The 22,973-nt window shown below is 68.6% G+C and carries 32 protein-coding genes and 1 pseudogene; 8 read left to right on the forward strand and 25 right to left on the reverse strand.

Annotated elements, in window-relative coordinates; genetic code table 11:
- Positions 1-81: 81 nt before the first annotated feature.
- From AB0B45_RS45955 to AB0B45_RS45980, 6 genes are all read right to left on the reverse strand, one after another.
- Entirely contained in the window at positions 82-621 is a 540-nt protein-coding gene (locus AB0B45_RS45955; RefSeq protein WP_358144470.1) for a hypothetical protein, read from the reverse strand.
- A 1-nt stretch (position 622) separates the two neighbouring features.
- Positions 623-877 (reverse strand): Ada metal-binding domain-containing protein, encoded by a 255-nt coding sequence (locus AB0B45_RS45960; RefSeq protein ID WP_358144472.1) that lies wholly within the window; start codon positions 875-877, stop codon positions 623-625.
- 89 nt (positions 878-966) lie between these two features.
- On the reverse strand, positions 967-1,788 hold the full coding sequence (locus AB0B45_RS45965; protein WP_358144473.1) for a 2OG-Fe(II) oxygenase: 822 nt from the start codon (positions 1,786-1,788) through the stop codon (positions 967-969).
- A 188-nt stretch (positions 1,789-1,976) separates the two neighbouring features.
- Positions 1,977-2,483, reverse strand: coding sequence for a disulfide bond formation protein DsbA (locus AB0B45_RS45970; RefSeq protein ID WP_358144587.1), 507 nt, complete (start codon positions 2,481-2,483; stop codon positions 1,977-1,979).
- Positions 2,386-2,886 (reverse strand): GNAT family N-acetyltransferase, encoded by a 501-nt coding sequence (locus tag AB0B45_RS45975; protein ID WP_358144588.1) that lies wholly within the window; start codon positions 2,884-2,886, stop codon positions 2,386-2,388. The genes AB0B45_RS45970 and AB0B45_RS45975 overlap by 98 nt, the downstream gene beginning before the upstream one ends.
- A 274-nt stretch (positions 2,887-3,160) precedes the next feature.
- Positions 3,161-3,463 (reverse strand): helix-turn-helix transcriptional regulator, encoded by a 303-nt coding sequence (locus AB0B45_RS45980; protein ID WP_358144475.1) that lies wholly within the window; start codon positions 3,461-3,463, stop codon positions 3,161-3,163.
- A gap of 66 nt (positions 3,464-3,529) precedes the next feature.
- Here AB0B45_RS45980 and map point away from each other — a divergent pair, with 66 nt between their 5' ends.
- Both map and AB0B45_RS45990 read left to right on the forward strand, forming a co-directional pair.
- Positions 3,530-4,312 (forward strand): type I methionyl aminopeptidase, encoded by a 783-nt coding sequence (gene map, locus AB0B45_RS45985; protein WP_358144477.1) that lies wholly within the window; start codon positions 3,530-3,532, stop codon positions 4,310-4,312.
- Positions 4,313-4,871: 559 nt separating this feature from the next.
- A complete protein-coding gene (locus AB0B45_RS45990; RefSeq protein WP_358144479.1) occupies positions 4,872-5,435 on the forward strand; it encodes a hemerythrin domain-containing protein in 564 nt (187 codons plus the stop codon).
- A 122-nt stretch (positions 5,436-5,557) separates the two neighbouring features.
- Here AB0B45_RS45990 and AB0B45_RS45995 read toward each other — a convergent pair whose 3' ends face one another.
- Positions 5,558-6,394 (reverse strand): class II glutamine amidotransferase, encoded by an 837-nt coding sequence (locus tag AB0B45_RS45995; RefSeq protein ID WP_358144481.1) that lies wholly within the window; start codon positions 6,392-6,394, stop codon positions 5,558-5,560.
- Positions 6,395-6,650: 256 nt separating this feature from the next.
- Positions 6,651-7,328 carry a helix-turn-helix domain-containing protein gene (locus AB0B45_RS46000; RefSeq protein ID WP_358144482.1) on the reverse strand — a complete coding sequence of 226 codons (678 nt, stop codon included), beginning with the start codon at positions 7,326-7,328 and terminating at the stop codon, positions 6,651-6,653.
- On the opposite strand from AB0B45_RS46000, the gene AB0B45_RS46005 reads away from it, so the two are divergent.
- Positions 7,327-8,154, forward strand: a complete 828-nt coding sequence (locus tag AB0B45_RS46005; protein ID WP_358144484.1) for an alpha/beta hydrolase — start codon at positions 7,327-7,329, stop codon at positions 8,152-8,154. The two genes, AB0B45_RS46000 and AB0B45_RS46005, sit on opposite strands and share 2 nt — an antisense overlap.
- A 194-nt stretch (positions 8,155-8,348) precedes the next feature.
- Here the strand turns inward: AB0B45_RS46005 and AB0B45_RS46010 are convergent, their stop codons facing one another.
- The 3 genes from AB0B45_RS46010 to AB0B45_RS46020 all read right to left on the reverse strand — a co-directional run bounded on the left by AB0B45_RS46010 (position 8,349) and on the right by AB0B45_RS46020 (position 11,107).
- Positions 8,349-9,500: a serine hydrolase domain-containing protein gene (locus tag AB0B45_RS46010; RefSeq protein WP_358144487.1), complete on the reverse strand. Its 1,152-nt coding sequence runs from the start codon at positions 9,498-9,500 to the stop codon at positions 8,349-8,351.
- Positions 9,501-9,606: 106 nt separating this feature from the next.
- On the reverse strand, positions 9,607-9,912 hold the full coding sequence (locus AB0B45_RS46015; protein WP_358144489.1) for a transcriptional regulator: 306 nt from the start codon (positions 9,910-9,912) through the stop codon (positions 9,607-9,609).
- 82 nt (positions 9,913-9,994) lie between these two features.
- The gene (locus tag AB0B45_RS46020; RefSeq protein ID WP_358144589.1) at positions 9,995-11,107 is read right to left on the reverse strand and encodes a DUF2867 domain-containing protein; all 1,113 of its coding nucleotides are present in this window, start codon (positions 11,105-11,107) and stop codon (positions 9,995-9,997) included.
- A gap of 80 nt (positions 11,108-11,187) precedes the next feature.
- Here AB0B45_RS46020 and AB0B45_RS46025 point away from each other — a divergent pair, with 80 nt between their 5' ends.
- Positions 11,188-11,760, forward strand: coding sequence for a TetR/AcrR family transcriptional regulator (locus tag AB0B45_RS46025; RefSeq protein WP_358144491.1), 573 nt, complete (start codon positions 11,188-11,190; stop codon positions 11,758-11,760).
- Positions 11,761-11,821: 61 nt separating this feature from the next.
- Here AB0B45_RS46025 and crcB read toward each other — a convergent pair whose 3' ends face one another.
- The 6 genes from crcB to AB0B45_RS46055 all read right to left on the reverse strand — a co-directional run bounded on the left by crcB (position 11,822) and on the right by AB0B45_RS46055 (position 16,124).
- A complete protein-coding gene (gene crcB, locus AB0B45_RS46030; RefSeq protein WP_358144493.1) occupies positions 11,822-12,196 on the reverse strand; it encodes a fluoride efflux transporter CrcB in 375 nt (124 codons plus the stop codon).
- Positions 12,193-12,351 (reverse strand): hypothetical protein, encoded by a 159-nt coding sequence (locus AB0B45_RS46035; RefSeq protein WP_358144495.1) that lies wholly within the window; start codon positions 12,349-12,351, stop codon positions 12,193-12,195. Before AB0B45_RS46035 ends, crcB begins: the two co-directional genes overlap by 4 nt.
- On the reverse strand, positions 12,348-12,818 hold the full coding sequence (locus AB0B45_RS46040) for a CrcB family protein (RefSeq protein WP_358144496.1): 471 nt from the start codon (positions 12,816-12,818) through the stop codon (positions 12,348-12,350). The genes AB0B45_RS46035 and AB0B45_RS46040 overlap by 4 nt, the downstream gene beginning before the upstream one ends.
- A gap of 431 nt (positions 12,819-13,249) precedes the next feature.
- Entirely contained in the window at positions 13,250-13,678 is a 429-nt protein-coding gene (locus AB0B45_RS46045) for a hypothetical protein (protein ID WP_358144498.1), read from the reverse strand.
- A gap of 453 nt (positions 13,679-14,131) precedes the next feature.
- Entirely contained in the window at positions 14,132-15,379 is a 1,248-nt protein-coding gene (fmdA, locus tag AB0B45_RS46050) for a formamidase (protein WP_358144500.1), read from the reverse strand.
- Between the two features lie 79 nt (positions 15,380-15,458).
- A complete protein-coding gene (locus tag AB0B45_RS46055; RefSeq protein ID WP_358144502.1) occupies positions 15,459-16,124 on the reverse strand; it encodes an AmiS/UreI family transporter in 666 nt (221 codons plus the stop codon).
- Between AB0B45_RS46055 and AB0B45_RS46060 the strand changes: the two genes are divergently transcribed.
- On the forward strand, positions 16,123-16,299 hold the full coding sequence (locus tag AB0B45_RS46060) for a hypothetical protein (protein WP_358144592.1): 177 nt from the start codon (positions 16,123-16,125) through the stop codon (positions 16,297-16,299). The two genes, AB0B45_RS46055 and AB0B45_RS46060, sit on opposite strands and share 2 nt — an antisense overlap.
- Here AB0B45_RS46060 and AB0B45_RS46065 read toward each other — a convergent pair.
- The 6 genes from AB0B45_RS46065 to AB0B45_RS46090 form a co-directional block, all read right to left on the reverse strand.
- On the reverse strand, positions 16,226-16,510 hold the full coding sequence (locus AB0B45_RS46065; protein ID WP_358144503.1) for a zinc ribbon domain-containing protein: 285 nt from the start codon (positions 16,508-16,510) through the stop codon (positions 16,226-16,228). The two genes, AB0B45_RS46060 and AB0B45_RS46065, sit on opposite strands and share 74 nt — an antisense overlap.
- A gap of 384 nt (positions 16,511-16,894) precedes the next feature.
- Positions 16,895-17,350: an XdhC family protein gene (locus tag AB0B45_RS46070; protein WP_358144504.1), complete on the reverse strand. Its 456-nt coding sequence runs from the start codon at positions 17,348-17,350 to the stop codon at positions 16,895-16,897.
- A gap of 71 nt (positions 17,351-17,421) precedes the next feature.
- Positions 17,422-17,790, reverse strand: coding sequence for a hypothetical protein (locus AB0B45_RS46075; protein WP_358144505.1), 369 nt, complete (start codon positions 17,788-17,790; stop codon positions 17,422-17,424).
- Between the two features lie 35 nt (positions 17,791-17,825).
- Positions 17,826-18,599 carry a rod shape-determining protein gene (locus AB0B45_RS46080; protein WP_358144506.1) on the reverse strand — a complete coding sequence of 258 codons (774 nt, stop codon included), beginning with the start codon at positions 18,597-18,599 and terminating at the stop codon, positions 17,826-17,828.
- Positions 18,596-18,892, reverse strand: a complete 297-nt coding sequence (locus tag AB0B45_RS46085; protein ID WP_358144507.1) for a TraR/DksA C4-type zinc finger protein — start codon at positions 18,890-18,892, stop codon at positions 18,596-18,598. The genes AB0B45_RS46080 and AB0B45_RS46085 overlap by 4 nt, the downstream gene beginning before the upstream one ends.
- A gap of 135 nt (positions 18,893-19,027) precedes the next feature.
- Entirely contained in the window at positions 19,028-19,384 is a 357-nt protein-coding gene (locus AB0B45_RS46090; protein WP_358144508.1) for a hypothetical protein, read from the reverse strand.
- 125 nt (positions 19,385-19,509) lie between these two features.
- Here AB0B45_RS46090 and AB0B45_RS46095 point away from each other — a divergent pair.
- Positions 19,510-20,340 (forward strand): annotated as a pseudogene (locus AB0B45_RS46095) (alpha/beta hydrolase); the annotation flags it as partial.
- A 116-nt stretch (positions 20,341-20,456) separates the two neighbouring features.
- Here the strand turns inward: AB0B45_RS46095 and AB0B45_RS46100 are convergent.
- Entirely contained in the window at positions 20,457-21,188 is a 732-nt protein-coding gene (locus tag AB0B45_RS46100; RefSeq protein ID WP_358144509.1) for a class I SAM-dependent methyltransferase, read from the reverse strand.
- Positions 21,189-21,265: 77 nt separating this feature from the next.
- Entirely contained in the window at positions 21,266-21,457 is a 192-nt protein-coding gene (locus AB0B45_RS46105; RefSeq protein ID WP_358144510.1) for a hypothetical protein, read from the reverse strand.
- Positions 21,458-21,623: 166 nt separating this feature from the next.
- Here AB0B45_RS46105 and AB0B45_RS46110 point away from each other — a divergent pair, with 166 nt between their 5' ends.
- Both AB0B45_RS46110 and AB0B45_RS46115 read left to right on the forward strand, forming a co-directional pair.
- Positions 21,624-22,484 carry an SDR family NAD(P)-dependent oxidoreductase gene (locus AB0B45_RS46110; RefSeq protein WP_358144511.1) on the forward strand — a complete coding sequence of 287 codons (861 nt, stop codon included), beginning with the start codon at positions 21,624-21,626 and terminating at the stop codon, positions 22,482-22,484.
- A gap of 10 nt (positions 22,485-22,494) precedes the next feature.
- On the forward strand, positions 22,495-22,941 hold the full coding sequence (locus AB0B45_RS46115; protein ID WP_358144513.1) for a MerR family transcriptional regulator: 447 nt from the start codon (positions 22,495-22,497) through the stop codon (positions 22,939-22,941).
- Positions 22,942-22,973 lie beyond the last annotated feature (32 nt).

Genomic DNA, 22,973 nt, shown 5'->3' on the forward strand with positions numbered 1-22,973 from the left:
GCTGTGGGCCTTGCTGCGCGACAACCGAGTCTTCTCCCCGGTCCCACCGCAGCAGGTCACGGCTGCTGCCGCTTGACATGGTCATTGAGATTCCTCCCAGGTGATCGAATGGCGGCCGATGCGCCAGGAGCCGCCGCGGGACGTGGCGCCGCGCAGCCCGGCCAGGGTGCCGGGACCGGCCAAGGTCACAGTCTCGGGGCTGCCGATGGAGGCGAAGCCGAAGGTCCGCGCCGGGTCCCAGGCGGTGCTGTGCCGCAGGCGGCGGGCCATCTGTGCCCATCCCAGGGGCGCGCCGGCCACCACCCAGGCGTCCGGCTCGCCCGCCGCGAACCGCTGGGCGTGCCGGAGCCAGGAAGCCGCGCTCTCCGGCCAGTGCACGACGGTGAGGAGCCGCCCGCCTCGCGCCTGCCATTCGTCGGCGAACCGCCCGGCGGCCGCCACCGAGGCGGCATCCCGGCCGTGGCCGATGGTGACCGTGTCGATCCGCGGTCGCTGCGCGATGAGCATGGTCACCAGGGCGGCCAGCTCGGCCGCGGTGTGCCCGGCCGGGCGTGTCGGTTCCGCCGTCTCGGCGCTGACCAGTGGCGAGCGGGAGTCGCGAACCATCCGCGTCAAGCTCATGTCATCCTCGCTTGGTTGCTTTCCAGTGGGCGTACCGCTCGGGCAGGCAGCCCGCGCACGGCCGGTAGCCGGCGGCGATCGCGGTGGCCTCATCGGCGAAGAACACCCGATGGCGGACGTAACCGCCACGGGCGATGGCGCGCAGCGCCGAGGGGCAGTCCAGCCGCCCGTACAGCCGCTTTCGCCGATACCCGCCGAGTGTTCCCGGCACCGGGCTCCGGTACGGCCTGCCGTCCGGGCCGGTCAACGTGTACATCGAAGGTCCTTCCCGCTCAGCGGCGTCCCTGGACTGGGCACGAGGCCGCGGGTGTCATCGGTGCGCGGCTCGTCCATGCTGGTCTCGTTTCAGCGGGCGTTGTGGAAGATGACGCCCAGGACGTTGCGGGTTCCGGATTCGACGGCGTTGGTGCCGTGCCGCATGGCGTGGCGGCGGTAGCCGTTGGCGCCCCGGTAGGGCCGGTGCCGGACCGGGAAGATCATTCCTTGGCCGAGTTCCGGCCTGACGACGATGGCCTTGGACTGGGAGCGGGGTCGCTGCTCGACGAACACGTTCTCGCCGCCGGTGAAATCGGCGCCCGGCTGGTTGAGCATGATCGCGATCTGGAGCGGGAAGACGACCTCGCCGTAGATGTCCTGGTGCAGGCAGCTGTAGTCGCCTACGCCGTAGTGCAGGATCAGCGGGGTGGGCCGCGCCTGGCCGGCGGCCGCGCACTCGGCGACCAGGTCGGCGTGGGCGGCGGGGAAGGTGCGCTCGCCGAGCAGGCGGGCCCACTGGTTGGCCATCCACGCCATCGGCGGATAGAGGCTCTCGCGCAGCGTCCGGACCAGCGGGGGCAGCGGGTCGGCATAGTACTTGTAGGTGCCGCGGCCGAAGTCGTAGCGCTGCATCACCACTGTGCTGCGGTACAGGCCCTCATCGCCGAAGGCGTCGACGAGGGCCGTGCACTGAGCCGCTGTCAGCAGCGGCGGTGTCAGCGCCACCCCGGTCTCGTTGAGCCGGCCGTACAGGGCCTCCCAGTCCAGACCGCTCAGCGCGGGAAGCTCCGGATGGTGGCCGATGGCCGGCGCGCCGGAGTCGCCGGGCAGGTCGAACAGAGCAGCCACTCCTCGCTCGCCCACCGGCAGCGGCTCCCCCAGCGGGCTGTCCATGGTCGTGTACACGGTCATCGTCTCGGTCCTTTCGCTCCTCACTAGGTGGAACACCGAGACGGCCACAGAAGTTGGCGGTATTCGGACATCACACTCCGGCAGTCACGTCCGCGTCCGCGGGGTGCCGACATGCGGCAGAAGCCCTGGCGGGAGCTCGCGGCGGTGCGTGGCCGTACGGCGCGCCCTCCTCGCGCTGCCCGGACGGTTCAGCTGACGATCTCCGGAGCTGGTGGTCCTTTCAGCTCGTGGAACCCCGGCGTGCCGGCCACCACCAGCAATCCGTCCCACAACAACCCGGCGTGTTCGCCACGAGGCACCTGCGAAATGACCGGCCCGAAGAAGGCGATGCCGCCCGCCGCGACGATCGGCGTGCCTATGTGGCCACCCACCATCGCGATGCCCCGAGCGGTCGAAGCGCGCAACTCGTCGTCGAGATCTTCGTCGGTCGCCGCCTCGGCCAGCTCGGGAGCCAGCCCCGCCTCCTTCAGAGCTGCGGCGAAGTCCCAGTCGTCTCGCTTGCCGTACATGCTGTAGAACTCACCCAGCGCGGCCTTGCCGTACCGGCGCTCGACGGCCGCGCAGACCCGGGCAGGAAACCAGAGGTAGCCCTCGGTGTCACCTTCCGGATCCTCGTCGAGGTGCTCGTTGAGGGCGGACAGGCTGAGGATCTGCCAGCGCACGGTGACCGGGCGGACCTGGGTCACCTCGAGCAGCCAGCGGGAGGCGTTCCACGTGTAGGGACATGACGGGTCGAACCAGAAGTCGGCGATCACACTCCAAGCCTATTTCGCCGTGATGTGGCGCCCGGGCTCCTGCTGCCGGCCCGTGGCGCCTGGACGGCCCTGAGGGCGAGGTCGACGTCGATGGGCGCCGCCGGCCAGTGCGGCCGTGCTGGGTGTCCCGGACGTCCTCGAGGACGCCGCCCTGGCGCTCGATCGTCTTCGCCGAGGCGACGTTGTCCGCCGCACAGGTGATCAGCACCCGGTCCAGGCCGAGCAAGCGTGCCTCGTCGAGGATCCGGCCCAGTGCCCAGGTGGCCAGCCCGCGCCGGCGCGCGGACGGCCGGATGCCGTAGCCGATATGGCCGAAGTCGTTGGGCTCGTGCCGAAGGGCGATCGCACCAGGCGGGCGAGTCCACCTCGTCGGACGGCTGCAGCCCGAACCCGTCCTCGTGGACGCCTGGACCCCACTCCTGGTGCGCCTCGAGCCAGGCGGCGTACAGGCGGACGGTGGGCGTGATCAGTTCGGGCACGGCGAGGATAACGCGCGGTCACGTCGCGTCTGCTACCGCTCGTCGTGAACTAGCTGTACTGACCGGGGACATTGGTTGAGCACCGCGCCCACGGGCTCTCTGCCGTCGGCACCTGCAACGGAGCTGCGGGCTCGAGACTCACGAGGCCAACCGGTCGCGTGCGTTGCGACCTGATCTTGTGGGTTCGACCTCGCCGTCAGGCTGGTTGATCTCGGCCCACACTTCATCGAGGGAAAGGCCGAGGACATCAGCGATCGCCGCGATGGTCGGGAAGGCAGGGGTGGCTACGCGACCAGACTCGATCTTCCGAAGGGTCTCCGGTGAGACACCTGCATCTAGCGCGGTATCGAGCATCGAGCGCTCCCCCCTGGCCCGACGTAGGAGGGCGCCGAGGCGCTGCCCGCGCTCGACCTCTGCGGGAGTGAGCGGCAACCTGACCATGGCTCCGATTATAGTACCGGTATAGTTTGGCCGGGATAGTTATTGGTAGCACGAGAAGGGCGCCGCATGATCGAGATCCTGAACCCCATCGAACTGGCCCGAGCAAAGGACACAGGCGCCCTGGTCGCCGGCATCCTGCAGACCCTGAAGAGCCGTAGCACGGTCGGCACGAACCTCCTGGACATCGACCGGTGGGCCGAGACCATGATCGTCGAGGCCGGAGCGCTGTCCTGTTACGTCGACTACGAGCCGTCCTTCGGACGCGGACCATTCGGCCACTACATCTGCACGGCCGTCAACGACGCCGTACTCCACGGGCGGCCCCACGACTACACGCTTGCCGACGGCGACCTGCTGACGCTCGACCTCGCCGTTTCCAAAGACGGAGTCGCTGCAGACTCCGCCATCAGCTTCATCGTGGGCGACTCACTGCCCCCGGAGAGCGTCGCGATGATCAACGCGACCGAACGCGCGCTGTACGCAGGGATAGCCGCTGCCGGCCCCGGAGCTCGCATCGGTGACATCTCCCATGCCATCGGCTCCGTCCTCAGCGAGGCTGGGTACCCGATCAACACCGAGTTCGGAGGTCATGGCATCGGATCAACGATGCACCAGGACCCGCACGTTTCGAACACCGGGCGGCCCGGCCGTGGGTACAAACTGCGCCCTGGGCTGCTGCTGGCATTGGAGCCGTGGGTCATGGCGGACACCGCCGAGCTCATCACCGATGCCGACGGGTGGACGCTCCGAAGCGCGACAGGCTGCCGGACAGCGCACAGTGAGCACACGATCGCAATCACCAACGACGGAGCCGAAATCCTCACCTTGCCGAAGCAGGTGCAGCCGTGAGGTCGGAGCGACCCGTTTCCCTCCGCTCCAAGCACTTCACCGCGAATCGTTGGTGAAATGAAAGGCTGCCAATGTCTCAGGTTGCCCGAGTTGCCGCAGGCGGCCAGCTCCTGGCCGACCACGACCGACTCGCCCTCAGCCACCCGCACCGAGCCCGCGCGCAGGTGCGCGAGCACGACATACCCGCCACGATTCTCCAACTCGAGAATCACATGGTTGCCGGCAAGGGCGCCCGCGCCTCCGCGAGCCCGGACCGCCTGGGTCAGGGCATAAGGCACCAGTGCGAGTTGCGACCGCCGCGCCACGTGGTCCGCCTCACCGTCGTGGACCGACACCAACCCGCAGCCGGCCACGAACTCTATCGGCGCCACCACCACGGACTCGACCGCGGTTTCCGCGCACCCACACGCGTGGGCCCGCGCGGGGCCGCATCGTGCATGTTTCGGACGGCGTCAGCGGGAACGTGAACGCGACGAGGAAAAGCACCACGCCCAGCACGACGACTTCGCCCGTCACGGCGTGATCCCACCATCCCGGACGCCGACAGGAAGGTAGAGACATGGACGCGCAGGAAGATGTGATCGCGATACTGGTCACCGACCACCGCGAGGTCGAGCAGATGTTCTCCGAACTGGAGCTGCTGACCGGCGACATCGGGGAGAAGGGCAAGACGCTGGCCGAGCAGGTGGTCATCGAGCTGGTCCGGCACTCGATCGCCGAGGAGGCGTACCTGTATCCGGCGGTGCGCGAGCACGTGCCGGGCGGCGACCAGCTGGCCGACGAGGAGATCGCCGAGCACGCCGAGGCCGAGCAGACGATGAAGCGGTTGGAACGGCTGGAGCCGGGGGATACCGATTTCTGGCCTACCGTCCGCCTGCTGATGGGGCAGATCCGCCACCACATGCAGGAGGAGGAGAGCGACCTGTTCCCGCGGTTGCGGCAGGCCTGCACCGAGGAGCAGCTGAGAGAGCTGGGCGCCAAGGTCGAGCGGGCCAAGAAGATCGCGCCGACCCGGCCGCATCCCTCCGCGCCCGACACCCCGCCCGGCAACAAGCTGCTGGCACCGGGGGTCGGTCTGGTCGACCGGATCCGCGATGCGCTCACCGGTCGAGGGCGCTCCTGACCCTCGCCTGACGGCCGGCCACGTCGGCCCGGCGTCGCGCACGGTGCTGCGGGCGGCCGGTGAAGGCGGCGTGGGATGGCTGACTTGGGGCCGGCCATCCCGCGCCGCAGCGGCGTACCCGGTCAGGTCAGCTGCGCGACGTTGAACCCGGCCAGCAGCTCGCCGTCGGGCGGGATGACGCCGTAGCTGCTCTCCGGAAGCTCGTTCCAGGCTCCCGGCAGGTCGCCGAGCGGCTCGGACACGACCAGGCGGGTATCTCCCGACAGCCCCCGCAGCCACGCGACATCGGGATGCAGCGCGCGCAGGGACTCGATGCTGGAACTGTAGAACAGGGTGCGCGACTGGCGCCGGCTGGAGTAGCGGAAAACCCACACCCGCTCGCCGTTCGACGTCGCCACCGTCATCTGCAGCGGGAACTCGATGCCCTGGTCGTGGCCGAGCCGTTCGACCAGGCCGGCCATGCGGGCCACCGCCTCCGGCGGATCGTCGTCCAGACCGAACGTCAGCGCCAGGTAGAACATCACCTCCGAGTCCGTCGTGCCCTCGATGCGGGAGAACAGCGCCGGGTCGACGGCCATGCACAACTCACGCCGGAGCCGATCGAAGCCCGCGACCACGCCGTTGTGCATCCATATCCAGCGCCCGTGACGGAACGGGTGGCAGTTGGTCTGCTGCACCGCCGTACCGGTCGACGAGCGGATGTGGGCGAAGAACAGCGGTGAGCGGACATGCTCGGCGATCTCCCGCAGGTTACGGTTGTTCCACGCCGGGCCGGTGTCCCGGAAGATCGCCGGAGTGACGATGTCACCGGTGTACCAACCGATGCCGAACCCGTCGCCGTTCGTCGTCTCCACGCCCAGCCGCGAGCGCAGACTCTGGTCGATCAGCGACGGCTCCGGCCGGTACAGCACGTCGCACAGCAGCACGGGCGTCCCCGAGTAAACGAGCCATCGGCACATGAGCCGCGCCTTTCCTCAGCGGGTCCTACCACCTCAGCCGTACCCCCTTGGCCGGGTGGTATGGCGCGGTCGCGTTCCTGTCACCGGTGATCTCGACACCGGCGGCCACCGCCGAGTCCAGCCGGGCGAACCCGGCCCGAGCCGCAGGACCACCCCTAAGGGAACCTCCGCTTGCGCCTCGGAGAATGCCCAGGTCACCCAAGGTGTGTACGGCCGCAGCGGGTGCTACGCGGCGTTGCCGTCCAAGATCGGCGGTTCAGGAATCGCCCCGGAGCCGGTCGCGCTGGATCTGACGAGCGAGGGCGCGACGCACAGAGGCCGATGCGGTGGTGGTCACCTTCGACGGGATGTCGAGACCACGGCTGATCGCGTCGTACGCGTCCTGGTAACTGCGCGGCATCTCTCCCCGGTGCAGTCTCAGATCCTCTTCCACGAGGCGTCGCAACTCGTCGACGTTCTGGGGTGTGAAACGCTTCCTGCCCCTGGCGATGGCGGTGACGTAGCGAGTGCAGCGGGCGGTGCCGTCGAAGGTCTCGGAGATCTCCTCTGCGAGGCCCCACAAGCGTCCATCAAGCCATGGGGTGTCGTGCTGGTCGAGGGAAAGCCCCATCGAGGGTGAGTCGCCGGTCTTGTACTTCGCCACCTGCTTGGACACGGCGGGCTGACTCATGCCGGTGAGCTGGGCGATTCTGTCCTGCGTCCAGCCGAAGTCGGCGAACAGCTTGATCATTTCGGCGCGAAGCCTCCGCATCTCCTCGCCTGCACGGATGACCTCGTTCATGTCGGCGAGCATCTGCTCCGCCTGCTCCTCCGTCAGCGTGTCGAGGTTCTGACGCGTGTCCTGTTCGCCTGCCATAGCCCGGTTATACACCCGAACCCCCGCCCTCATAACCAGGTTGTATAACCTGGTTATTTCTGGCAGGGTCCAGGCCATGCCCACCTTCTCCGCGCCTGACGGCACCCAACTCGCCTACCGCGTACACGGAGCAGGCGACCCGCTCGTCTGCATTCCGGGAGGTCCCACGGACGCCATCTACCTCGGCGACCTCGGCGGCCTGTCCGCACACCGCCAGCTGATCCTTCTGGACCTCCGCGGCACCGGCCGATCCGCGATGCCCGAAGACACCGCCTCCTACCGCTGCGATCGCCTGGTCGACGATGTCGAGGCCCTGCGCGAGCACCTCGGACTCACCCGGATGGACCTGCTCGGCCACTCTGCCGGCACGAACATCGCGGTGCAGTACGCGGCCCGCTACCCGAACAACATCGGCAAGCTGGTCCTGATCACCCCCAGCTCGGCAGCCGTCGGCGTCACGATCACCGGAGCGATGCGGCGCGAGCTCGCGCAGCTCAGGAAGGGCGAACCGTGGTTCCCTGCGGCGTTCGCCGCCTTGGAGGCGATCACCGCAGGTTCGGGCGGCGACTGGGAGGCCATCGCTCCCTTCTTCTGGGGCCGGTGGGACGCCGCGGCACAGAATCACCCTGCGGCCGGCCCGCCGAGCAACAAGGAAGCTGTCGCTCACTTCGCGACCGAGGGTGCCTTCGACCCGGAAACCACTCGCGCGGCACTCGCCGCCCATGAGGGGCCCGTGCTGCTGCTCGCCGGGGAGTTCGACCTGAACAGTCCTCCTCCGGCGGTGGCCGAGATCGCCGACCTGTTCCCTGATGCCTCACTCGTCGTGCAGTCGGAGGCAGGCCACTACCCCTGGCTCGACGACGCCGACAGGTTCGTGGCGGCCACTGCGGCCTTCCTGCGGTAGTGACCTGCTCACATGCCTCGCCCGGGTACGGCGTTGTCCGATCGACACCGGCCAGGAATCCGATCTCCTGTACGGACAGGTCGAACCGAGCTCCAGCCGGCCCGCGGGGGGGTGCATACCACCGCAACCAGAACCGCGCCCATCTGGGATTTCGGGTGTGCGGTGTCGCCGACGCCAATGGTTTCAGCTGAAGGTCAGCGCTTCACGGGCGCGCTCGCGTCGAGCAGCAGCTTCTTGGCGTCGGAGGCCGCGAACCCGCTGGTGGTCCTGCACACGGCGCCGACGGCGTGCGCGGCCCAGGCCTGCTCGCCCGCGTCGGTGCCAGGGTGCCAGGTCATGTTGATGCCGGAGGAGGCCTGCTTGCCGCCGTCCAGGGTGCTCAGCGACAGCGTGGCCATGCCGATGACGCCGCCGTCGTGCCCCCACAGCTTCCCGCACGGCGTGTCGTAGGCGACGAGACCGAGACCGTAGTCGAAGGTGACGGGGATCCCGGGCCCCGGCGTGATCGGGCCCGTCCTCCGCATCTCGGCGAGCTGCGCCTGGCCGATCAACCGGCCGGTGAGCAGGGCGTGGAAGAACCGGTTGAGGTCCTCCATCGTCGAGACCATCGCGCCCGCCGTGCCGCCCCACGACATGTTGAAGGTGGCGAAGTCCCTGAGCGGGAAGGAGCCGAAGAAGGACGTGTACGCCTTGGCGTGCGGTCGCGGCAGCTCCGGCGTGCTCGGGAAGAACGTGTGGGAAAGGCCAGCCCGCTGGATCACATGCCGGGTGATGTAGCGCTCGGCGGGCATTCCGGTGACCTTGTCGAGCAGCAGGCCGAGCACGATGTAGTTGGTGTTGGAGTAGCTGCCGGGAGAGTCGCCCGGCTCGCCCGACGGGCCGACGCCGAGGCCGAGCCTGATGAGCTCCTCGTCGGTGTACTGCCGCACGCGCATCTGTTCGAGGCTGTCGGGGCCGGTGATGAGCGCGGTGTCGTAGTCGCCGAGGTGACTGGTGTGGTTGAGCAGCATCCTGACGGTGATGCGCCGGTCGGGCAGCAGCCCGGGCAGGTACTCCTCGACGGGGGCGTCCAGCCGTACCCTGCCCCGCTCGACCTGCTGCAGGACGGCGGTGGCGACGAAGGTCTTGGTGATGCTGCCGATCCGGTGGTACATGGCCGGCCGTGTGGGGCGAGCGGCCTCCAGGTCCGCCAGTCCCGCCGCGCCGCGCCAGCGCTGCCATCCGTCCTGGACGGCGGAGTAGGCTCCCGCGATGCCGCCCTTGGGGACCTCGTCGAGCGTGCGCCGCAACTCCCGCCGGTCCAACCCCGGCCCCGCCGCGTGCGCGGCCGGCGCGATGCCGGCCACGACGAGCAGCGCCCCGAGGCCCAGTGCGGCGATCTTCTTTACAGCTTGCTTCAGAATGGGATCAGCCTTTCTCGCAGCTTGTTTCAGGATGAGATCGACAGTTGGATCAAGTACCGGTGATCCGTCGCAGGACGGCGGTGTAGGCGGCGAACGCGGCCCTCCCCTCGTCGGTGAGGGACAGCGAGGTGCGGGGCCGCTTGCCCACGAAGCTCTTGTGCACCTCCACGTATCCGGCCTCCTCCAGCGTGAGCATGTGCTTGGACAGCAGAGAGTCGCTGACCTCGATCGTCTCCTTGAGGAAGCGGAAGTCGGCCCGGTCGACGCCGCGAGCGCCGCCATGATCGACAGGCGGACCGGCGCATGGATGATCTCGTCGAGCTCGTGCCCCCCGTGCTTGGTCTGGGACAGGCATCCAGCGCCCTCGCCACGTCAGGCTCTAAGGCTGACCCCTGCCCACAACATGCGCGGAGGCGCCACGTACCACTCCGATGGAATCACAGTCGCAGCTCGTGATCGCCTGTTTTTGCCGCGGCGTCGCGGAGCAGCCCAGGTGCCAGTCGGCGATGGACGGCCGACAACGGAGGCCACACGCTATGGCCCAGGCGCCGGTCGTAGCGCAGGAAGGTCCCCAGCGACACCCGCCCGTCGGTTGCCCGTACGACAAGGTTGCCGGTCAGAAACCAGGAAGCGGCCTCGAGCCGGATCCAGTCTGCGCCACGTTCGGCGATCCGCCATCCGGCCACGGTGTCCGGCGATCGCCCTCGGCTGAGCCGGAGACCGAGGAGACCGCGCCAGATAAACCGCTCCGCGACACTGGGGACGTCACCGAACATCGCCCGAGCCCACTGCTCCGGTGTCGCGTCCGCGTCCGTGGAGACGGTGAAGTGGTCGACGTAGTCGATATCGGACAACGAGCTGAGAGCGCGGACGGACTCGGGGATGTTGTGTGTTCCCACGGCGCTTTCAACGGTGGCCGCGCTGCCGCCTTCTCGGCCTGGGCGGCCACGGTCCTGCCACGCGCGTTCCAACTGCCGGGTCAGTGCCGGGAAGACGATGAGACGTCGGAACGGCGCGATGGTGGCCATGTACAGCAGCCCGGACAGGCCGTTGGGTTTCACGAGGACTGCCATGCGAAGCTCGTGCCCGCCGCTCGCGGCCGGCGCCCACCCTAGGTGCATGACCGTGTGGACGCTCTTGCTCGCCAGTTCGAGGGCACACTCGTTGTCGAGCTCGTACACCGAGGCGAACGGCGTGAACCCGGCGTCCCCGCCACGTGGGGCCGCACGGAGGTCGCTCGGCAGGCGGTCGCGCAGTGACTGGACCCGCGCCCCGATGCCCGCCTTGGGCTTGTCCCACCCGAAGAGAGCACCGAGCTTCCAGCGCACCGCGAAGAGGAATCGAACGAGCAAGGGATCCCTCGTGGGGCCGCCGGGCGCCTGCATCGCAGCGAGCATCATGGGGAAGTCGTTCGGCCCGGCGCCAGGTGTGCGGAGTGCCCACACGTCCTCGAGTCGGAAGTCGCCGGCGATCTCGTGGATCCGCCAGGGGCGAGAGGTGTGCGCAGTGTTCGGGAGCCCACCGCCGGTCATCTCACTGTCTCCGTTCATGTATACGCCATCGTATAATTTGAGGCTAGCTCGATTGTACGGTGGCGTATACACGACGGAGAGGTGAGGTGGGACACATCATGGGCGCAACTCGTACGCCGCGTGACAGGTGGATCGAGGAGGGGTTGCACGCGCTGGCCGCTGGTGGCCCGGATGCCGTGCGCGTCGAGGCGCTGGCCAAGAAGCTCGGCGTCACGAAAGGCGGTTTCTATGGGTACTTCGCCGACCGCGACGCCCTGCTGGAGGCGATGCTGGACGCCTGGGAGCGGGAGAGCATCGACGAGGTGATCGACCGCGTCGAGCGCGAGGGCGGCGACCCGAAGGACAAAATCCAGCGCGCGGGCATGCTCACCTTCTCTGACGACCGCCTGCTGCCCATCGATCTCGCGGTCCGGGACTGGGCCCGGCGTGACGAGGCGGTCGCCGAGCGCTTGCGACGGGTGGACAACCGGCGCATGGCGCTGCTGCGCGAGATGATCGGCACTTTCTGCTCCGATGCCGACGAGGTCGAGGCCCGCAGCATGCTCGCCTTCTGCGTGGCGATCGGCGAGCACTTCCTCGCCGCCGACCACGGCGACCGCACCCGAGCCCAGGTCCTCGCCCGCGCCGCCGACCTGCTGCTCAACCGTCCCCGCCAAGACCACAACCACTAACCACGTCGGCATCGGCCGTGCGCGGCCCAGCACCGGCCGGGCGCGCCGACACCCAGGCGCTTCAATTGAAGATGGCCTGGGCGGTCGCGAGGCCGAGGAACAGCGCGCCCAGGCCTGCGATGATCGAAACGATGACGTTGGCAGCGGCGAAGAAGGCCGCCCCGGCCTCGGCCAGCCGTAGCGTCTCAACCGAAAACGTGGAGTATGTGGTCAGTGCCCCGCACAGCCCGGTGCCCAGCAGCAGTTGCACGTCGGCGCCCGCCGCCCCGGACAGCGCCGCCCCTGTCAGCACGCCCAGGATCAGCGAGCCGACCACGTTCGCGGTGAAGGTGCCCCACGGGAAGACCGTGTCGTGGCGGGCCTGCACGGCCCGGTCGGTCAGGTAGCGCAACGGCGCGCCGACCGCGCCGCCCAGCGATACCAGTAGCCAGTTCATCTGGCCTGCCTCCCTGGGGAGTGAACGACCTCGACCTCGTCCAGGAGGGCCGGACCCTCGATGAGCAGACCGTGCGGCGCAACGCTCTCGGCGACCATCGGGGGGTGATGCCAGGTGAAGACCGTCAACCGCAACGCCCGTCCGGACGGGATCATCGTGTGCTCCCTGGCATCTTCAGCGCCAGAAGGCGCCGAGTGCCCCAGGCGCCGGCCGTCACGGCGGCCAGAGCCGCCGCGGCCGTCGCCACCAGATAGCCGAGCGCCAGGCCCGCCCGGCCACCGGCCACCAGGCGTTCGATGTCTGCACAGTAGGTAGAAAAGGTGGTGAACCCGCCCAGCACCCCGGTGGCGAAGAACGGCCGCAGCCAAGCCGGCGCCGTCCACGCCTCGATCAAGACCAGGAAGATCCCGATCACCAGGCATCCGGAGGCGTTGACACCCAGCGTGGTCCACGGAAAGGAGCCGGCCGCGGTCGGCCACAGCAGGGCCGCCCCGTAGCGGGCGGACGCGCCGATCGCGCCGCCCGCGGCGATCACCGCCAGCACTCCATAGTGCGAACGGCGCAGCTCACGCTGCTGACGCGCATCGGCGAGATCGACATCGGGGTCGACGGGCTCGGTCACTGCCGCGAACCTCGCCTGGGACGCAAACCTCTCCCCACCCGTGGCCTGCGCCCGCGGACGCGGGCACGAACTGTCACGAGCAGGGACCGTTGGCGGCTGACCGCGGTTCGGGTACGGCGAGCCCCACCGCCGCGGGGACCCGCCCGTCGGCGCGGCGCCCTCACATCCCTCAGCGTAACGCCACGCCTGTCACCAGCGAAAACTCGTAAACCACGTCCGTGGACGCAACCGGACGAGCAGGCCGGACAGGTAGACCACGGCAGGACGTCGACTCCTGGTATGTCCCTGCACGGTCGCTTCGCTGACCCGGAAACCGCGCCGCGTCAACTCGCGTGCGCACCCGCCGATTTCCCACTCGGGATTTCTCCCACGCCGGGCTGACGATCAGTTCCGTGATCGCACGGGTCGTCGCCGGCCGTACGCGGTTCACCTCACGGCGTACCGGCGATGGCGCATGCCCGGCACGGGGGTCGCCCGCAGATGCACTGCATGATGGCGTTGAGAACGTTGTTGTCGTGATACAGGCACTGATCGTTGCAGGTGTGGCGCGGAACGAATCCTGCCTGGATCTCGTCGGGCCACGGCTCTTCGCCCTCGCGGCAGCGGACGAACTGCTCAGGGTCCGCCGAATGCAACCCGTGCATGCGTGCCCGGGCCTGGGTCTCCAACGTCCGCGTCTCCGCCGCCATGGTCTTGAGCTGGGCGGCGAGGTCGGAGTACCGATCGTCGCCGGTTCGTACGTGCGCGGCCCGCAGCGCCATCACCGCATTGCCCAGGAATCGGCTGGCGTCCTGGAGGTCTGTGGTGTGGTGCATTTGCATGCCCGTCACGCTTCGAACCCACACGGCGTCGTTGTTCATAGATCAACCCTTCGGTGCGTCAGGCTCGCACACCTGTTCGGGAATAGCTCCGGTTTCACTGGACATGTCAGGGTGTTTTGTGACTACACGCTAGGATAACGGTGTCTTTGCGCACGTTTTTGGAACTCGGGGCATGGTTGACCATTGGCAGAGACGTGGTGTTCGGCCAAGAGGGCCCGCCGAACGGCACTCCAACCTGGTGCGGAAGATGCGCCGACCCATCGCCTGGCACCTCGAAGCACCCGGTAGCTCTTGACGATAAAAAGACCAAAATATTAACCGCCGGATCCACATTCTTGATCCTGTCCGGCGGGCCGTGAATCCCGGCCACCGCGCGATCTGCGTTCGTCCTCAGGATCGGTCGATGATCACGCGGTGGCCGCTCTCGTCGTCACACCTCTCCCAACCAGTAAGATCACCCCCAGAGTCGGCGCACATCTCCTGCCGGGGCGGTCAGCTCGTCACGGCGCACTGCCCACGCTCCCTGCTGACTGGTCCCTCCGCGTTCGGCCGTACGTCGAAGTCGAAGATCCCGATGGGCAGGTAGAGCGAGCAGCATGCGTTGGGGATGTCGACGATCCCGCTGACACGCCCCTCGATCGGGGCCGAGCCCAGGAGCAGGTAGGCCTGTTCGCCGGTGTAGCCCCACTTCTTGAGGTACTCGACGGCGTTGAGGCAGGCCCTGCGATAGGCCACCGTCGCGTCGAGGTAGTAGTTGGTGTCGGTGTCGTGATCGACCGAGATCCCGATGAACGAGAGGAACTCGGAGTATCGCGGCTCGACGTTGCCGGGCATGAAGACCGGGTTGGTGGTGATGCCGTACTTCTCCATGCCACCCTTGATGAGCTCGACGTGGAAGTCGATGAACCCGCCCATCTCGATCGCGCCGCAGAAGGTGATCTCGCCGTCGCCCTGGCTGAAGTGCAGGTCACCTCCGGAGAACTTGGCGTCCTTCACGTGCACCGGGTAGAAGACCCGGGCCCCGCGGGTGAAGTTCTTGATGTCGTGGTTGCCGCCGTTCTCCCGCGCCGGAACCGTACGGGCACCCTCGTTGGCGACTCGCTGCGCCACCTCGCCGCTTGCCGTGCCGGCGATGGTGTTGTCAGCCAGCGGTGCCAGGCCGAGCGGCGGGACCCGTTGCGGATCGGTGTCGATGAGAGCCTGCTCGCGGCGGTTCCAGGACGCGAGCAGATCGGCTGATGGCGCGGTGCCGAACAGCCCGGGGTGGGTGATGCCGGTGTACCGCACACCTGGCAGGTGGCGGGATGTGGCGATCTGGCCGTGGAAATCCCAGATCGCCTTGTAGGCGTCAGGGAAGTAGTCGGTCAGGAATCCGCCGCCGTTCGCCTTGGCGAACACGCCGGTGTAACCCCATCCCTGTCCTGGCGCCTCCCCGACCTGCTGCGGAACCGGTCCGAGGTCAAGGATGTCGATGACCAGGAGATCGCCTGGCTCGGCTCCGTCCACCCCGATGGGCCCGCTCAGCACGTGCGCGACGCTCAGGTCGACGTCCCGTACGTCGTTCGCGGAATCGTTGTTGCCGATTTGTGCGTCCGTCCATTCCCTGCATTCGACGCGGAACTCATCTCCGGGGCGGACCATATCAGCCACCGGAATATCCGGGTGCCATCGGTTATGCCCAGGTATCTTCTGGTCCCGCATTGACATCGATTGATCGACGCCGAATACGACGTTTGGCATGATGAATGCCTTTCCTTGATAGTGGTGTCATCGGGTATTAGCGCGCCGCATCACCTCCTCCGCCGCTGCGGTCGTCGCGTCAGGTCCAGCGGGGGCGATGCGTCCGGTCACGGGCGCCCATCGCCTCATCGCTCGGGCTCGGTGCCGCCGCGGCCGGTTCCCGTCCTCGCGTCAGCGGCCACAGCGCGATGAAGACCACCAGGCCGAACACTGCGAGGATGACGGCGATGAGCCTCGTGTTCTGCCAGTAGCCGGCAAGGAGCATGAACGCGGGAATCGCCGCCGTGACCCATCCCTGGATCGCCGTGATCCAGCCCGTGTACCTGGTGATCTGCTCGTGTTTCAAGCCCAGCAACACGAAGAAGAGGAACCACAGGAACCCCCAGTAGAGCCAGATGACACCGAACGCCGGATCACCCAGGAGTTGGAAGTTCGCGTAGGCGTATCCGAGCGCCATGATGGCCACGAACAGGGAGAAATAGCCGACTCCCGTGGAGTCGAAACCGCCCAGCAGGTTGATCCCGACGTACAGATAGGTGAAACCGAAGAGATAGATCCCCGACGCACCGAGGATCACGGCCGCGTTCCCCGGGTTGGTGATGATCAGCACGGTGGGCGTGATCACCTGCAGGCCGCCGACGAAGAGGTTGAAGACACCAGCCGCGCGTGGTTCGACCTTCCCCAGGAGCATCATCCCGTTAATGAAGAGCACTGCGCCGACGTAGAGTAGTCCGACGGCTCCCATGAACGACGCACCTCCTGATGTTGTGATGTGGCGGCGTCACCCATTCCGGGCGACCCGCGTTCGTGATTGGTTCCCGCACGTGATCGCGTCGCTCTTCCTCATCAAGGCCGAGGCAGGCGTGACAACGCTGGATGCGGCGGTTGTCGTCGGCGCCGCTGGAGAGGCACGCTCGTGACGACCTCGGGCGCTTCCCGGCTTTGCTCCTCGCGGGTGAGCGCGGCAGCCACTGCCGAGGGCACCCTGCTGAGGTACGGCGCGGAGAACACTCGCCGGGCCGGGTGGTCACAGGCGGGGCAAGCGAACACCGCCGCGGCGGTCCCTATCGGCAGGTGCACCTCGAATCGCCCGCAATCGAGGCAGCGGTACTCGTACGTCGCCATAGGCATCCCCACCAGAGATCGAACTCGCCCTTCTCCGGCCTTCGGCACCGCAGACCCATCGCCGGTCTATGGCGATTCAGGCATACTTCAGGCATACTCCACATCAATCCCATGTCAAGGTCCGCGGATATGGCCACAAAGCCACCGAAAATACCGGCCTCAAGCGAAAAGTGGGCAATGATAGCAGAGCCGCGCCCGGGCTGACAGTAAACGTGAACAAACGTTTAACGCGGGGCCCTGACGATTTCCCGATGGCCCATGAGAACTTGCCGGACGTTTGAAGGATTTCGGGATTGGGTCATTACTGAACCATTTCATGGGCCCGGTGGCTGTAGCCGGCGGGTCGGCAGCGGCGAGTGGCTGATGCCCTGACGCGTGCAGGGTGGGCTCTCAGAAGTGGAAGCCGCCGGGCCGGCCGTTCCTGTCGGCGATCAGCCCCGCGAGGGTCGCGAGAGCGATCTCCGCAGGCGTACGGGAGCCGATGTTGAGCCCGACCGGACGGTGCACGCGGGCGATCTCCTCCCGCGGGACGCCCAGCTCGGCCAGCGCCTGCACGTGCGGACCCGTATGGCGAGGGCTGCCCATGATTCCGATCCATCGGGCCGGGCTCTTGAGGAGGTCGCGCAGCACCGGCCCGATCTCCTCCCGGTGGTGGTCGGTGAGTACGACGTCGGCGGTGCCGTCCAGGAAGTCGCCAGGTTCGGAAACCGCCGTGAAGCCGTCGAGCACCCGCCTGGGATCAGGCTCCAGCAAGATCGGCGTGAACCCCACCTCCACGCCGAACCGCAGCAGGTGGCCGGCCACCGGAGAGGCGAAGACGGCGACCAGCGTCCTTCCCGTCTCCATCAGGGGCGTATCGCTATGGGCGACCTCGCACGCTGGATCATGGTCGTGGCTGTGGGTCATACCCGCAGTCTCTACGGCTTGGGCGTGAAGTTGTAGTTCATCAGGAAGAGTCGTCCGCATCGCACGCCGGCTCGACCCGGCCGAGCCCGGCCTGGCCCGCCGAACGACCCTTGCGTCGCCGTCTTGTGCGGGACGCGCGACGGACCGGAGCAGGGCGCGGCGCCTGTGCTCCGCCCTTCGTGGATCTCCGCGATACTCCGCTCGGTCGCGGCCAGGTCGGCGAGAACTCCCTGAAGGGAGCCGTCTCCGTTGTCGACGCTCTCCGCCAGCGCCCTGAGCTCGTCGAGCCTGGACACGCGCCACATGAGCTGACCCTGAAGGTCCTCCTGGATCGCCTGAACCTGGACGTCGCTGAGCTGGACGTCGCCGTACTGAGTCATGGGTGCTTCCTTCCGCGAGTCGAATGAGACGGCGATCACGCCGTCGGCAGGGCCACCAGCGCCGCGAGAGGCGACAGGCAGAGGCGGGCCAGGCCCCTGACGGTGGCGTGCGCCGGTTCGGGCGCGGAGCTCACCACGAGGCCGAGCCGGGAGCAGAGCCGCGCCGCCAGTCGCGGCTGGCAGGCTCCGCCTCCGGTGAGCAGCAGGCCGCGCTCTCGCGCGCTCCCCCTCATCGCCGACGGCAGCCTGGCCAGCAGCTCGGCCGTCATCGCGGTGATCCGGTCCTGGACGTGCGACGGCAGGACGGGCTGTGCCGGTGCGGGAAGCTGCAGCGCGACCGCGTCGACGACCGCGGCGTCGCGGATGACGACGGCCTCGATGATGCCCGCGCCGATGTCCACGAGGAGTTGCGGGCGTGGGTCGGTCACGTCGAGTCCACAGCCGACGGCGGCGGCCAGCGGCTCCTCGACCGCGGCCACCGGGCAGCCCGCCGCCCGGCGTACCGCCTCGGCGGCCGCGGCCCGCTCCGCGGGCGAGGCGCTCACCGGGACGCCGAGCAGCACCTTCCGCAGAGGCCGCTCGGCGTCCACCGTCACGGCGCGCAGCGCTCTGTCCACCAGGCGGGCGCAGGTCGCGGTGTCCACCACGATGCCGTGCCTGACAGGCCAGCGGGTCTCGTCCCGCGACGTCAGGCCGGCGGGCTGGTCGATGATCACAGGGTGGCCGAGAACCACTGCCCTGACCCGGGCAGTGCCGAGGTCGACCGCGGCATGGCCCTCCAGCCAGGATGCGCGGCCGGTGATGGTCATGCCGCCGTCCCGGTGCGCTCGCAGCCGCCGCAACACTGCTCCTGCGGAGCCTGCAGCAGGCGGGCGAACGGGATGAGGGCGCCACAGCGGCGGCAGGTGCCGTACACGCCGCGATCCATTCGATCGAGGGCCGCCTCGACGGCGGCGACCCGCTGCCCGGCCGAGACCGCGGTCGCGGCGCGGCCGAGCTCGGCGCGGGCCGTGACCAGCCGCTTCTCCAGCAACTCGCGTAGCTCTTCGAGCTGGGCCAGGTGGCGGCTGTAGTCCTGCATGAACGTGTGCACTGAAGCCATGACGGCATCGCTCCTGGTGTGAGGAATCCAGCGGTCGCCCACGAGTGGCGGGCAGGCCGACGAGCCCCCTGCGTCCGGGCGCGCATCGGTGCCGGGACCGCCGCTCAAGGCGAGGGGGAGGAAGGGAGAGAGCCTCTAGACCAGGGGCGGGCTGCGCGAGCCCGCGGTGCGATGCCCGGGTTGCTGGGGGCCGACGATGGCCGCTGAACCCGCGGCGGGCCAGGCGAGATCGAGCGTCTCGGGGCCGGCCGCGTCCTTGTGTCCGACCGGCCACACGCTCGGCAGGTGTTCGGGGTTTCTGACCGCCGGCAGCGGCAGCGTCGACAGCGTCGAGACCTCAGCGCCCGGCGTCAGGACGTCGGGGGCGGAGGACTGACGATCGTGAACGCCACCGGCCCACGTCGGGGTGCAGGCGACCATGGCCAGGGCGAGCAGGAGCAGGCCCACCGCCGCCGTGAAGGCAGCGGAGCCGCGATCGCCCCAGGTCACCATGAGGCCGACCATAGCCCACTTCCCCGCCGGGGGCACCGGCACGGTGTGACGCGGAGGAACAGGTACGGGCGGCGACTGCGGGCAGATTCGTCGGGGACGAACCGTGAAAAGAGGGGGTCGGTTTCATGTTCGACGGGTTCGAGGAATTCGACATCTCCACGCGGGGTACGGCGATTCACGGACGTCGGGGCGGCAGCGGTGCGCCGATCCTGCTGCTGCACGGCATCCCCGAGACCCACCTGATGTGGCATCGGGTGGCGCCGCGACTCGCCGAGCGTTTCACCGTCGTCGCCACCGACCTTCGAGGCTTCGGCGACAGCGGCAAACCACCGAGCACGCCCGATCATGCCCCGTACAGCATGCGCGAGATCGCTTGTGACCAGGTCGACGTCATGAACGTGCTGGGATTCGACCGGTTCAGCGTGATCGGACACGACCGGGGGGCCCGCTGCGCGTACCGGATGGCACTGGATCATCCAGACGCCGTCACACGTCTCGCGGTCCTGGACATCGTCCCCACGGGTGAGGCGTTCGGCCGGGCGGACATGGATTTCAGTCTGGGGTTCTGGGTCTGGTCATTTCTCGCCGCGCCGGAGCCCGTACCCGAGCAGTTGATCGCCCACGCGCCCGCTGTGCTGGTGAATCACATGCTCGACACGTGGTCCGAGGTGCCGGACGCCTTCCCTGCAGAGTTGCGCGCCGCGTACGTCGCCGCGTTCGGCGATCCCGACACCGTCCATGCCATCTGCGAGTCATACCGCGCGGCGGCCACGATCGACTACCTGCACGACGAAGCCGACCGAGGCATACGGCGAATCACCTGCCCGACCCTTGCCTTGTGGAGCCATACCGGCCCCCTCGCCGACTGGTACCCGCCGCTGGAGATATGGCGAACCTGGTGCGACGAGGTGCGCGGCGAGCCGATCCCGGCCGGGCACTTCCTCCCGGAGGAGGCACCCGACCAGACGACACGTCACCTCCTCGACTTCCTCGTCTCGATGAATACGTCCTTACCGGGTGATGGGTGGGCCGGTGTCGACGGCTCGCCGCACGACATGGCGCCAGACGCTGTTCAACCGGCGGCTTGCAGCCGGAATTGCAGGTCGGAGGCGCCTGGCGTCTCCAGGACCGACACCGCGATCAGGCCGGCGGCTGCGGCAAGGCCCTCGAATCCTGAGCGGGTGTACCAGTGCAGCACCCAGGGGCGGTCCACGATGGTGCTCTCGCCGTCGCGGTGCCGCTCGTAGCGCAACACCGTCGTCTGGGTCCGCTCGGAATCGCTACGCTCCTCGGACCGTACCGAGACCCGCAACTCGGCACCGTCGTCCGCCGCAGCTATGCGCACGCGGCCGATCTGTTCGGCAGGTGTGGGCGATGGCACAAACAGCGGCACCAGGGCGGTGCCGCCTACGGCGAGGTGGTCGCGGATGCCGCGGAGGGCGGCCAGAGCGGTGGAGTCGTCGGGAAGCAGGTTGAAAGTCGGGCCGGCAAGGAAGATCGCACGGTAGCGGCGTGGCAGATCGAGCGCCTCCATGCGCTGGTGGTGGACGACGACGTCGACGCCCTGCTTCCGCGCCCGGCGACGGCACCGGTCCAGCATGTCCGCCGAGGCGTCGACGCCCTCGACGTCCAGGCCACGCCGACGCAGGTCGAGCAACGGATCACCGTCCCCGCAGCCCAGTTCCAGAGCCGGGGAACCGGCTTCTTCGACAAAGGCCGCGTAGGGCTCTGGATCTTGGGCGACAGACTTCAGCGGCCCATACAGCTCGGCGACGATGCCTGTGTAGAAATCAGCATGATCCACGCCTGCACCCTACGATTCAGCCGAATGCTCGGCGACTCATTTCCGGCGTGCCTGCGTGCGGCCGCGTCCTGTGGCGATCAGCGCATCGCGCTCAGGGCACGTTCGATCTTCTCGCCCGGGTACCCCCGTTCGAAGCTACACCTGGGTCTTTCCGGTTCATTCCGCGGAACCTCGTTGTCCGCGGCGCGAGCCGCGGACTCATCGACGTTGGTCTTGTCGGCGATGAAGGTCGCCGGCAGGGCTTGGACGGCCGGGCTGTTGATCGTCATCGGCTACCGGGACACCGCCGGCCGGGGCCATCCCCGCGCGGCGGTCAGGGCGGCGCCGGGGAGTCGGGGGCTGGGGCCGGGAGGCGAGCGACGCGGGGCGAGGCCGGCTGTTCGCGGTCGCGCCGGTTTTGCGTTCGAGCGCGCTCGAAGCCATAGCGTCGCCGCCATGACGACAAAGACCTGGATCATCACCGGCGCGTCCCGCGGTTTCGGGCGCGCACTGGCGGAGTCGGCGCTCGCGGCGGGCGACCATGTGGTGGCGGCGGTGCGCCGGCCCGAGAGTGTGGCCGACCTGGAGGCCAAGTACCCGGACAACTGCCTGATCGCGAAGTTCGACGCCCGAGACATCGCCGCGGCCGTGGACCTCGTAGGGGACACCCTCGGCCGCTTCGGTCAGCTCGACGTGCTCGTCAACAACGCGGGCCGAGCTGTGGTCGGAGCGGTCGAGGAGGTCAGCGACGCGCAGCTGCGTGAGCTGATGGATCTGCACCTGTTCGGCCCTGCCGCGCTCGTCCGCGCGGCTCTGCCCGCGATGCGTGCGCGGGGCACCGGGACGATCGTGCAGATGAGCAGCCAGGGTGGGCGGATGTCGTTCCCCGGCGTGTCGACGTACTCCGCGTCGAAGTTCGCCCTCGAAGGCTGGTCCGAGGCCCTGGCTGGGGAGGTCGCGCCGTTCGGGATCCGCGTGATGATCGTCGAGCCCAGCCGGTTCAGGACCGACTTCAACGCGGCCGACGTGCTCGAGTTCACCGAGGCGTCCGAGACCTACCGTGACCTGCTCGCCGACGTCCGCGCGGACATGGCAGGGACCGACGGCCTCCAGGAAGGTGACCCGGCGCGGGCGGCCGAGATCATCGTGTCCCTCGCGCACGGTGACGAGGTGCCGCTACGGCTGCCGCTCGGGCGCGAGGCGGTCGAGCGTATCTCGGGTGCGTACCGGCGTGGCCTGGACGAGGTCGAGCGGTGGGCCGAGACCGCCCGCGGCGCCGACTTCCAGGGCGTCCCGGCGTCGGTCCGGCCGATCTAGGCTGGCTGTCATGGCCACCGACGATCTGATGACCAGAGCGCTCGAAACACTCGGGGACGAGGGCCCGCTGTCGGTTGAGGCGATCCACCGCCTCACCGACCTGGCCGACGTGCCCGAGTCGATGATGATCGCTGAAGTCGCCGACCTCCTCGACCTCTCGCCCCACACGCTGCGCTACTACGAGCGGGCCGGGCTGGTCGAGGTGGCCCGCGACAGCAACGGTCACCGCGTCTACGACGCCGAAGCGGTGCGACGCCTGGTGTTCCTCACCCGGATGCGGCTGTCCGGTATGCCGATGCGCGACCTGCAGCACTACGTCTCGCTCGTCGACACCGGGAGCACACGGCGCCCGAGCGGCTCGACCGGGCCGGACGTTCAGGACCTCGACCCCGCCACAGGCACCGACCGCACGGCGCTGCCGCGTGAGCCGCTGCGACGGGCGCTATCGGCAGAGTGAGGGACACCGACGTTCGCCGTCCGCATCAGCAC

This window comes from Nonomuraea sp. NPDC049152 (assembly GCF_040648355.1).
GTDB lineage: Bacteria > Actinomycetota > Actinomycetes > Streptosporangiales > Streptosporangiaceae > Nonomuraea.

Excerpts from the sequence above, each read along its gene's own strand:
- AB0B45_RS45955 (WP_358144470.1), bottom strand. The coding sequence starts at position 621 with ATGAGCTTGACGCGGATGGTTCGCGACTCCCGCTCGCCACTGGTCAGC.
- AB0B45_RS45960 (WP_358144472.1), bottom strand. The coding sequence starts at position 877 with ATGTACACGTTGACCGGCCCGGACGGCAGGCCGTACCGGAGCCCGGTG.
- AB0B45_RS45965 (WP_358144473.1), bottom strand. The coding sequence starts at position 1,788 with ATGACCGTGTACACGACCATGGACAGCCCGCTGGGGGAGCCGCTGCCG.
- AB0B45_RS45980 (WP_358144475.1), bottom strand. The coding sequence starts at position 3,463 with ATGGTCAGGTTGCCGCTCACTCCCGCAGAGGTCGAGCGCGGGCAGCGC.
- map (WP_358144477.1), top strand. The coding sequence starts at position 3,530 with ATGATCGAGATCCTGAACCCCATCGAACTGGCCCGAGCAAAGGACACA.
- AB0B45_RS45990 (WP_358144479.1), top strand. The coding sequence starts at position 4,872 with ATGGACGCGCAGGAAGATGTGATCGCGATACTGGTCACCGACCACCGC.
- AB0B45_RS45995 (WP_358144481.1), bottom strand. The coding sequence starts at position 6,394 with ATGTGCCGATGGCTCGTTTACTCGGGGACGCCCGTGCTGCTGTGCGAC.
- AB0B45_RS46005 (WP_358144484.1), top strand. The coding sequence starts at position 7,327 with ATGCCCACCTTCTCCGCGCCTGACGGCACCCAACTCGCCTACCGCGTA.
- AB0B45_RS46000 (WP_358144482.1), bottom strand. The coding sequence starts at position 7,328 with ATGGCCTGGACCCTGCCAGAAATAACCAGGTTATACAACCTGGTTATG.
- AB0B45_RS46015 (WP_358144489.1), bottom strand. The coding sequence starts at position 9,912 with ATGCCTGTCCCAGACCAAGCACGGGGGGCACGAGCTCGACGAGATCAT.
- AB0B45_RS46020 (WP_358144589.1), bottom strand. The coding sequence starts at position 11,107 with ATGAACGGAGACAGTGAGATGACCGGCGGTGGGCTCCCGAACACTGCG.
- AB0B45_RS46025 (WP_358144491.1), top strand. The coding sequence starts at position 11,188 with ATGGGCGCAACTCGTACGCCGCGTGACAGGTGGATCGAGGAGGGGTTG.
- crcB (WP_358144493.1), bottom strand. The coding sequence starts at position 12,196 with ATGAACTGGCTACTGGTATCGCTGGGCGGCGCGGTCGGCGCGCCGTTG.
- AB0B45_RS46035 (WP_358144495.1), bottom strand. The coding sequence starts at position 12,351 with ATGATCCCGTCCGGACGGGCGTTGCGGTTGACGGTCTTCACCTGGCAT.
- AB0B45_RS46045 (WP_358144498.1), bottom strand. The coding sequence starts at position 13,678 with ATGAACAACGACGCCGTGTGGGTTCGAAGCGTGACGGGCATGCAAATG.
- fmdA (WP_358144500.1), bottom strand. The coding sequence starts at position 15,379 with ATGCCAAACGTCGTATTCGGCGTCGATCAATCGATGTCAATGCGGGAC.
- AB0B45_RS46060 (WP_358144592.1), top strand. The coding sequence starts at position 16,123 with ATGAACGACGCACCTCCTGATGTTGTGATGTGGCGGCGTCACCCATTC.
- AB0B45_RS46055 (WP_358144502.1), bottom strand. The coding sequence starts at position 16,124 with ATGGGAGCCGTCGGACTACTCTACGTCGGCGCAGTGCTCTTCATTAAC.
- AB0B45_RS46065 (WP_358144503.1), bottom strand. The coding sequence starts at position 16,510 with ATGCCTATGGCGACGTACGAGTACCGCTGCCTCGATTGCGGGCGATTC.
- AB0B45_RS46070 (WP_358144504.1), bottom strand. The coding sequence starts at position 17,350 with ATGGAGACGGGAAGGACGCTGGTCGCCGTCTTCGCCTCTCCGGTGGCC.
- AB0B45_RS46075 (WP_358144505.1), bottom strand. The coding sequence starts at position 17,790 with ATGACTCAGTACGGCGACGTCCAGCTCAGCGACGTCCAGGTTCAGGCG.
- AB0B45_RS46080 (WP_358144506.1), bottom strand. The coding sequence starts at position 18,599 with ATGACCATCACCGGCCGCGCATCCTGGCTGGAGGGCCATGCCGCGGTC.
- AB0B45_RS46085 (WP_358144507.1), bottom strand. The coding sequence starts at position 18,892 with ATGGCTTCAGTGCACACGTTCATGCAGGACTACAGCCGCCACCTGGCC.
- AB0B45_RS46090 (WP_358144508.1), bottom strand. The coding sequence starts at position 19,384 with ATGGTGACCTGGGGCGATCGCGGCTCCGCTGCCTTCACGGCGGCGGTG.
- AB0B45_RS46105 (WP_358144510.1), bottom strand. The coding sequence starts at position 21,457 with ATGACGATCAACAGCCCGGCCGTCCAAGCCCTGCCGGCGACCTTCATC.
- AB0B45_RS46110 (WP_358144511.1), top strand. The coding sequence starts at position 21,624 with ATGACGACAAAGACCTGGATCATCACCGGCGCGTCCCGCGGTTTCGGG.
- AB0B45_RS46115 (WP_358144513.1), top strand. The coding sequence starts at position 22,495 with ATGGCCACCGACGATCTGATGACCAGAGCGCTCGAAACACTCGGGGAC.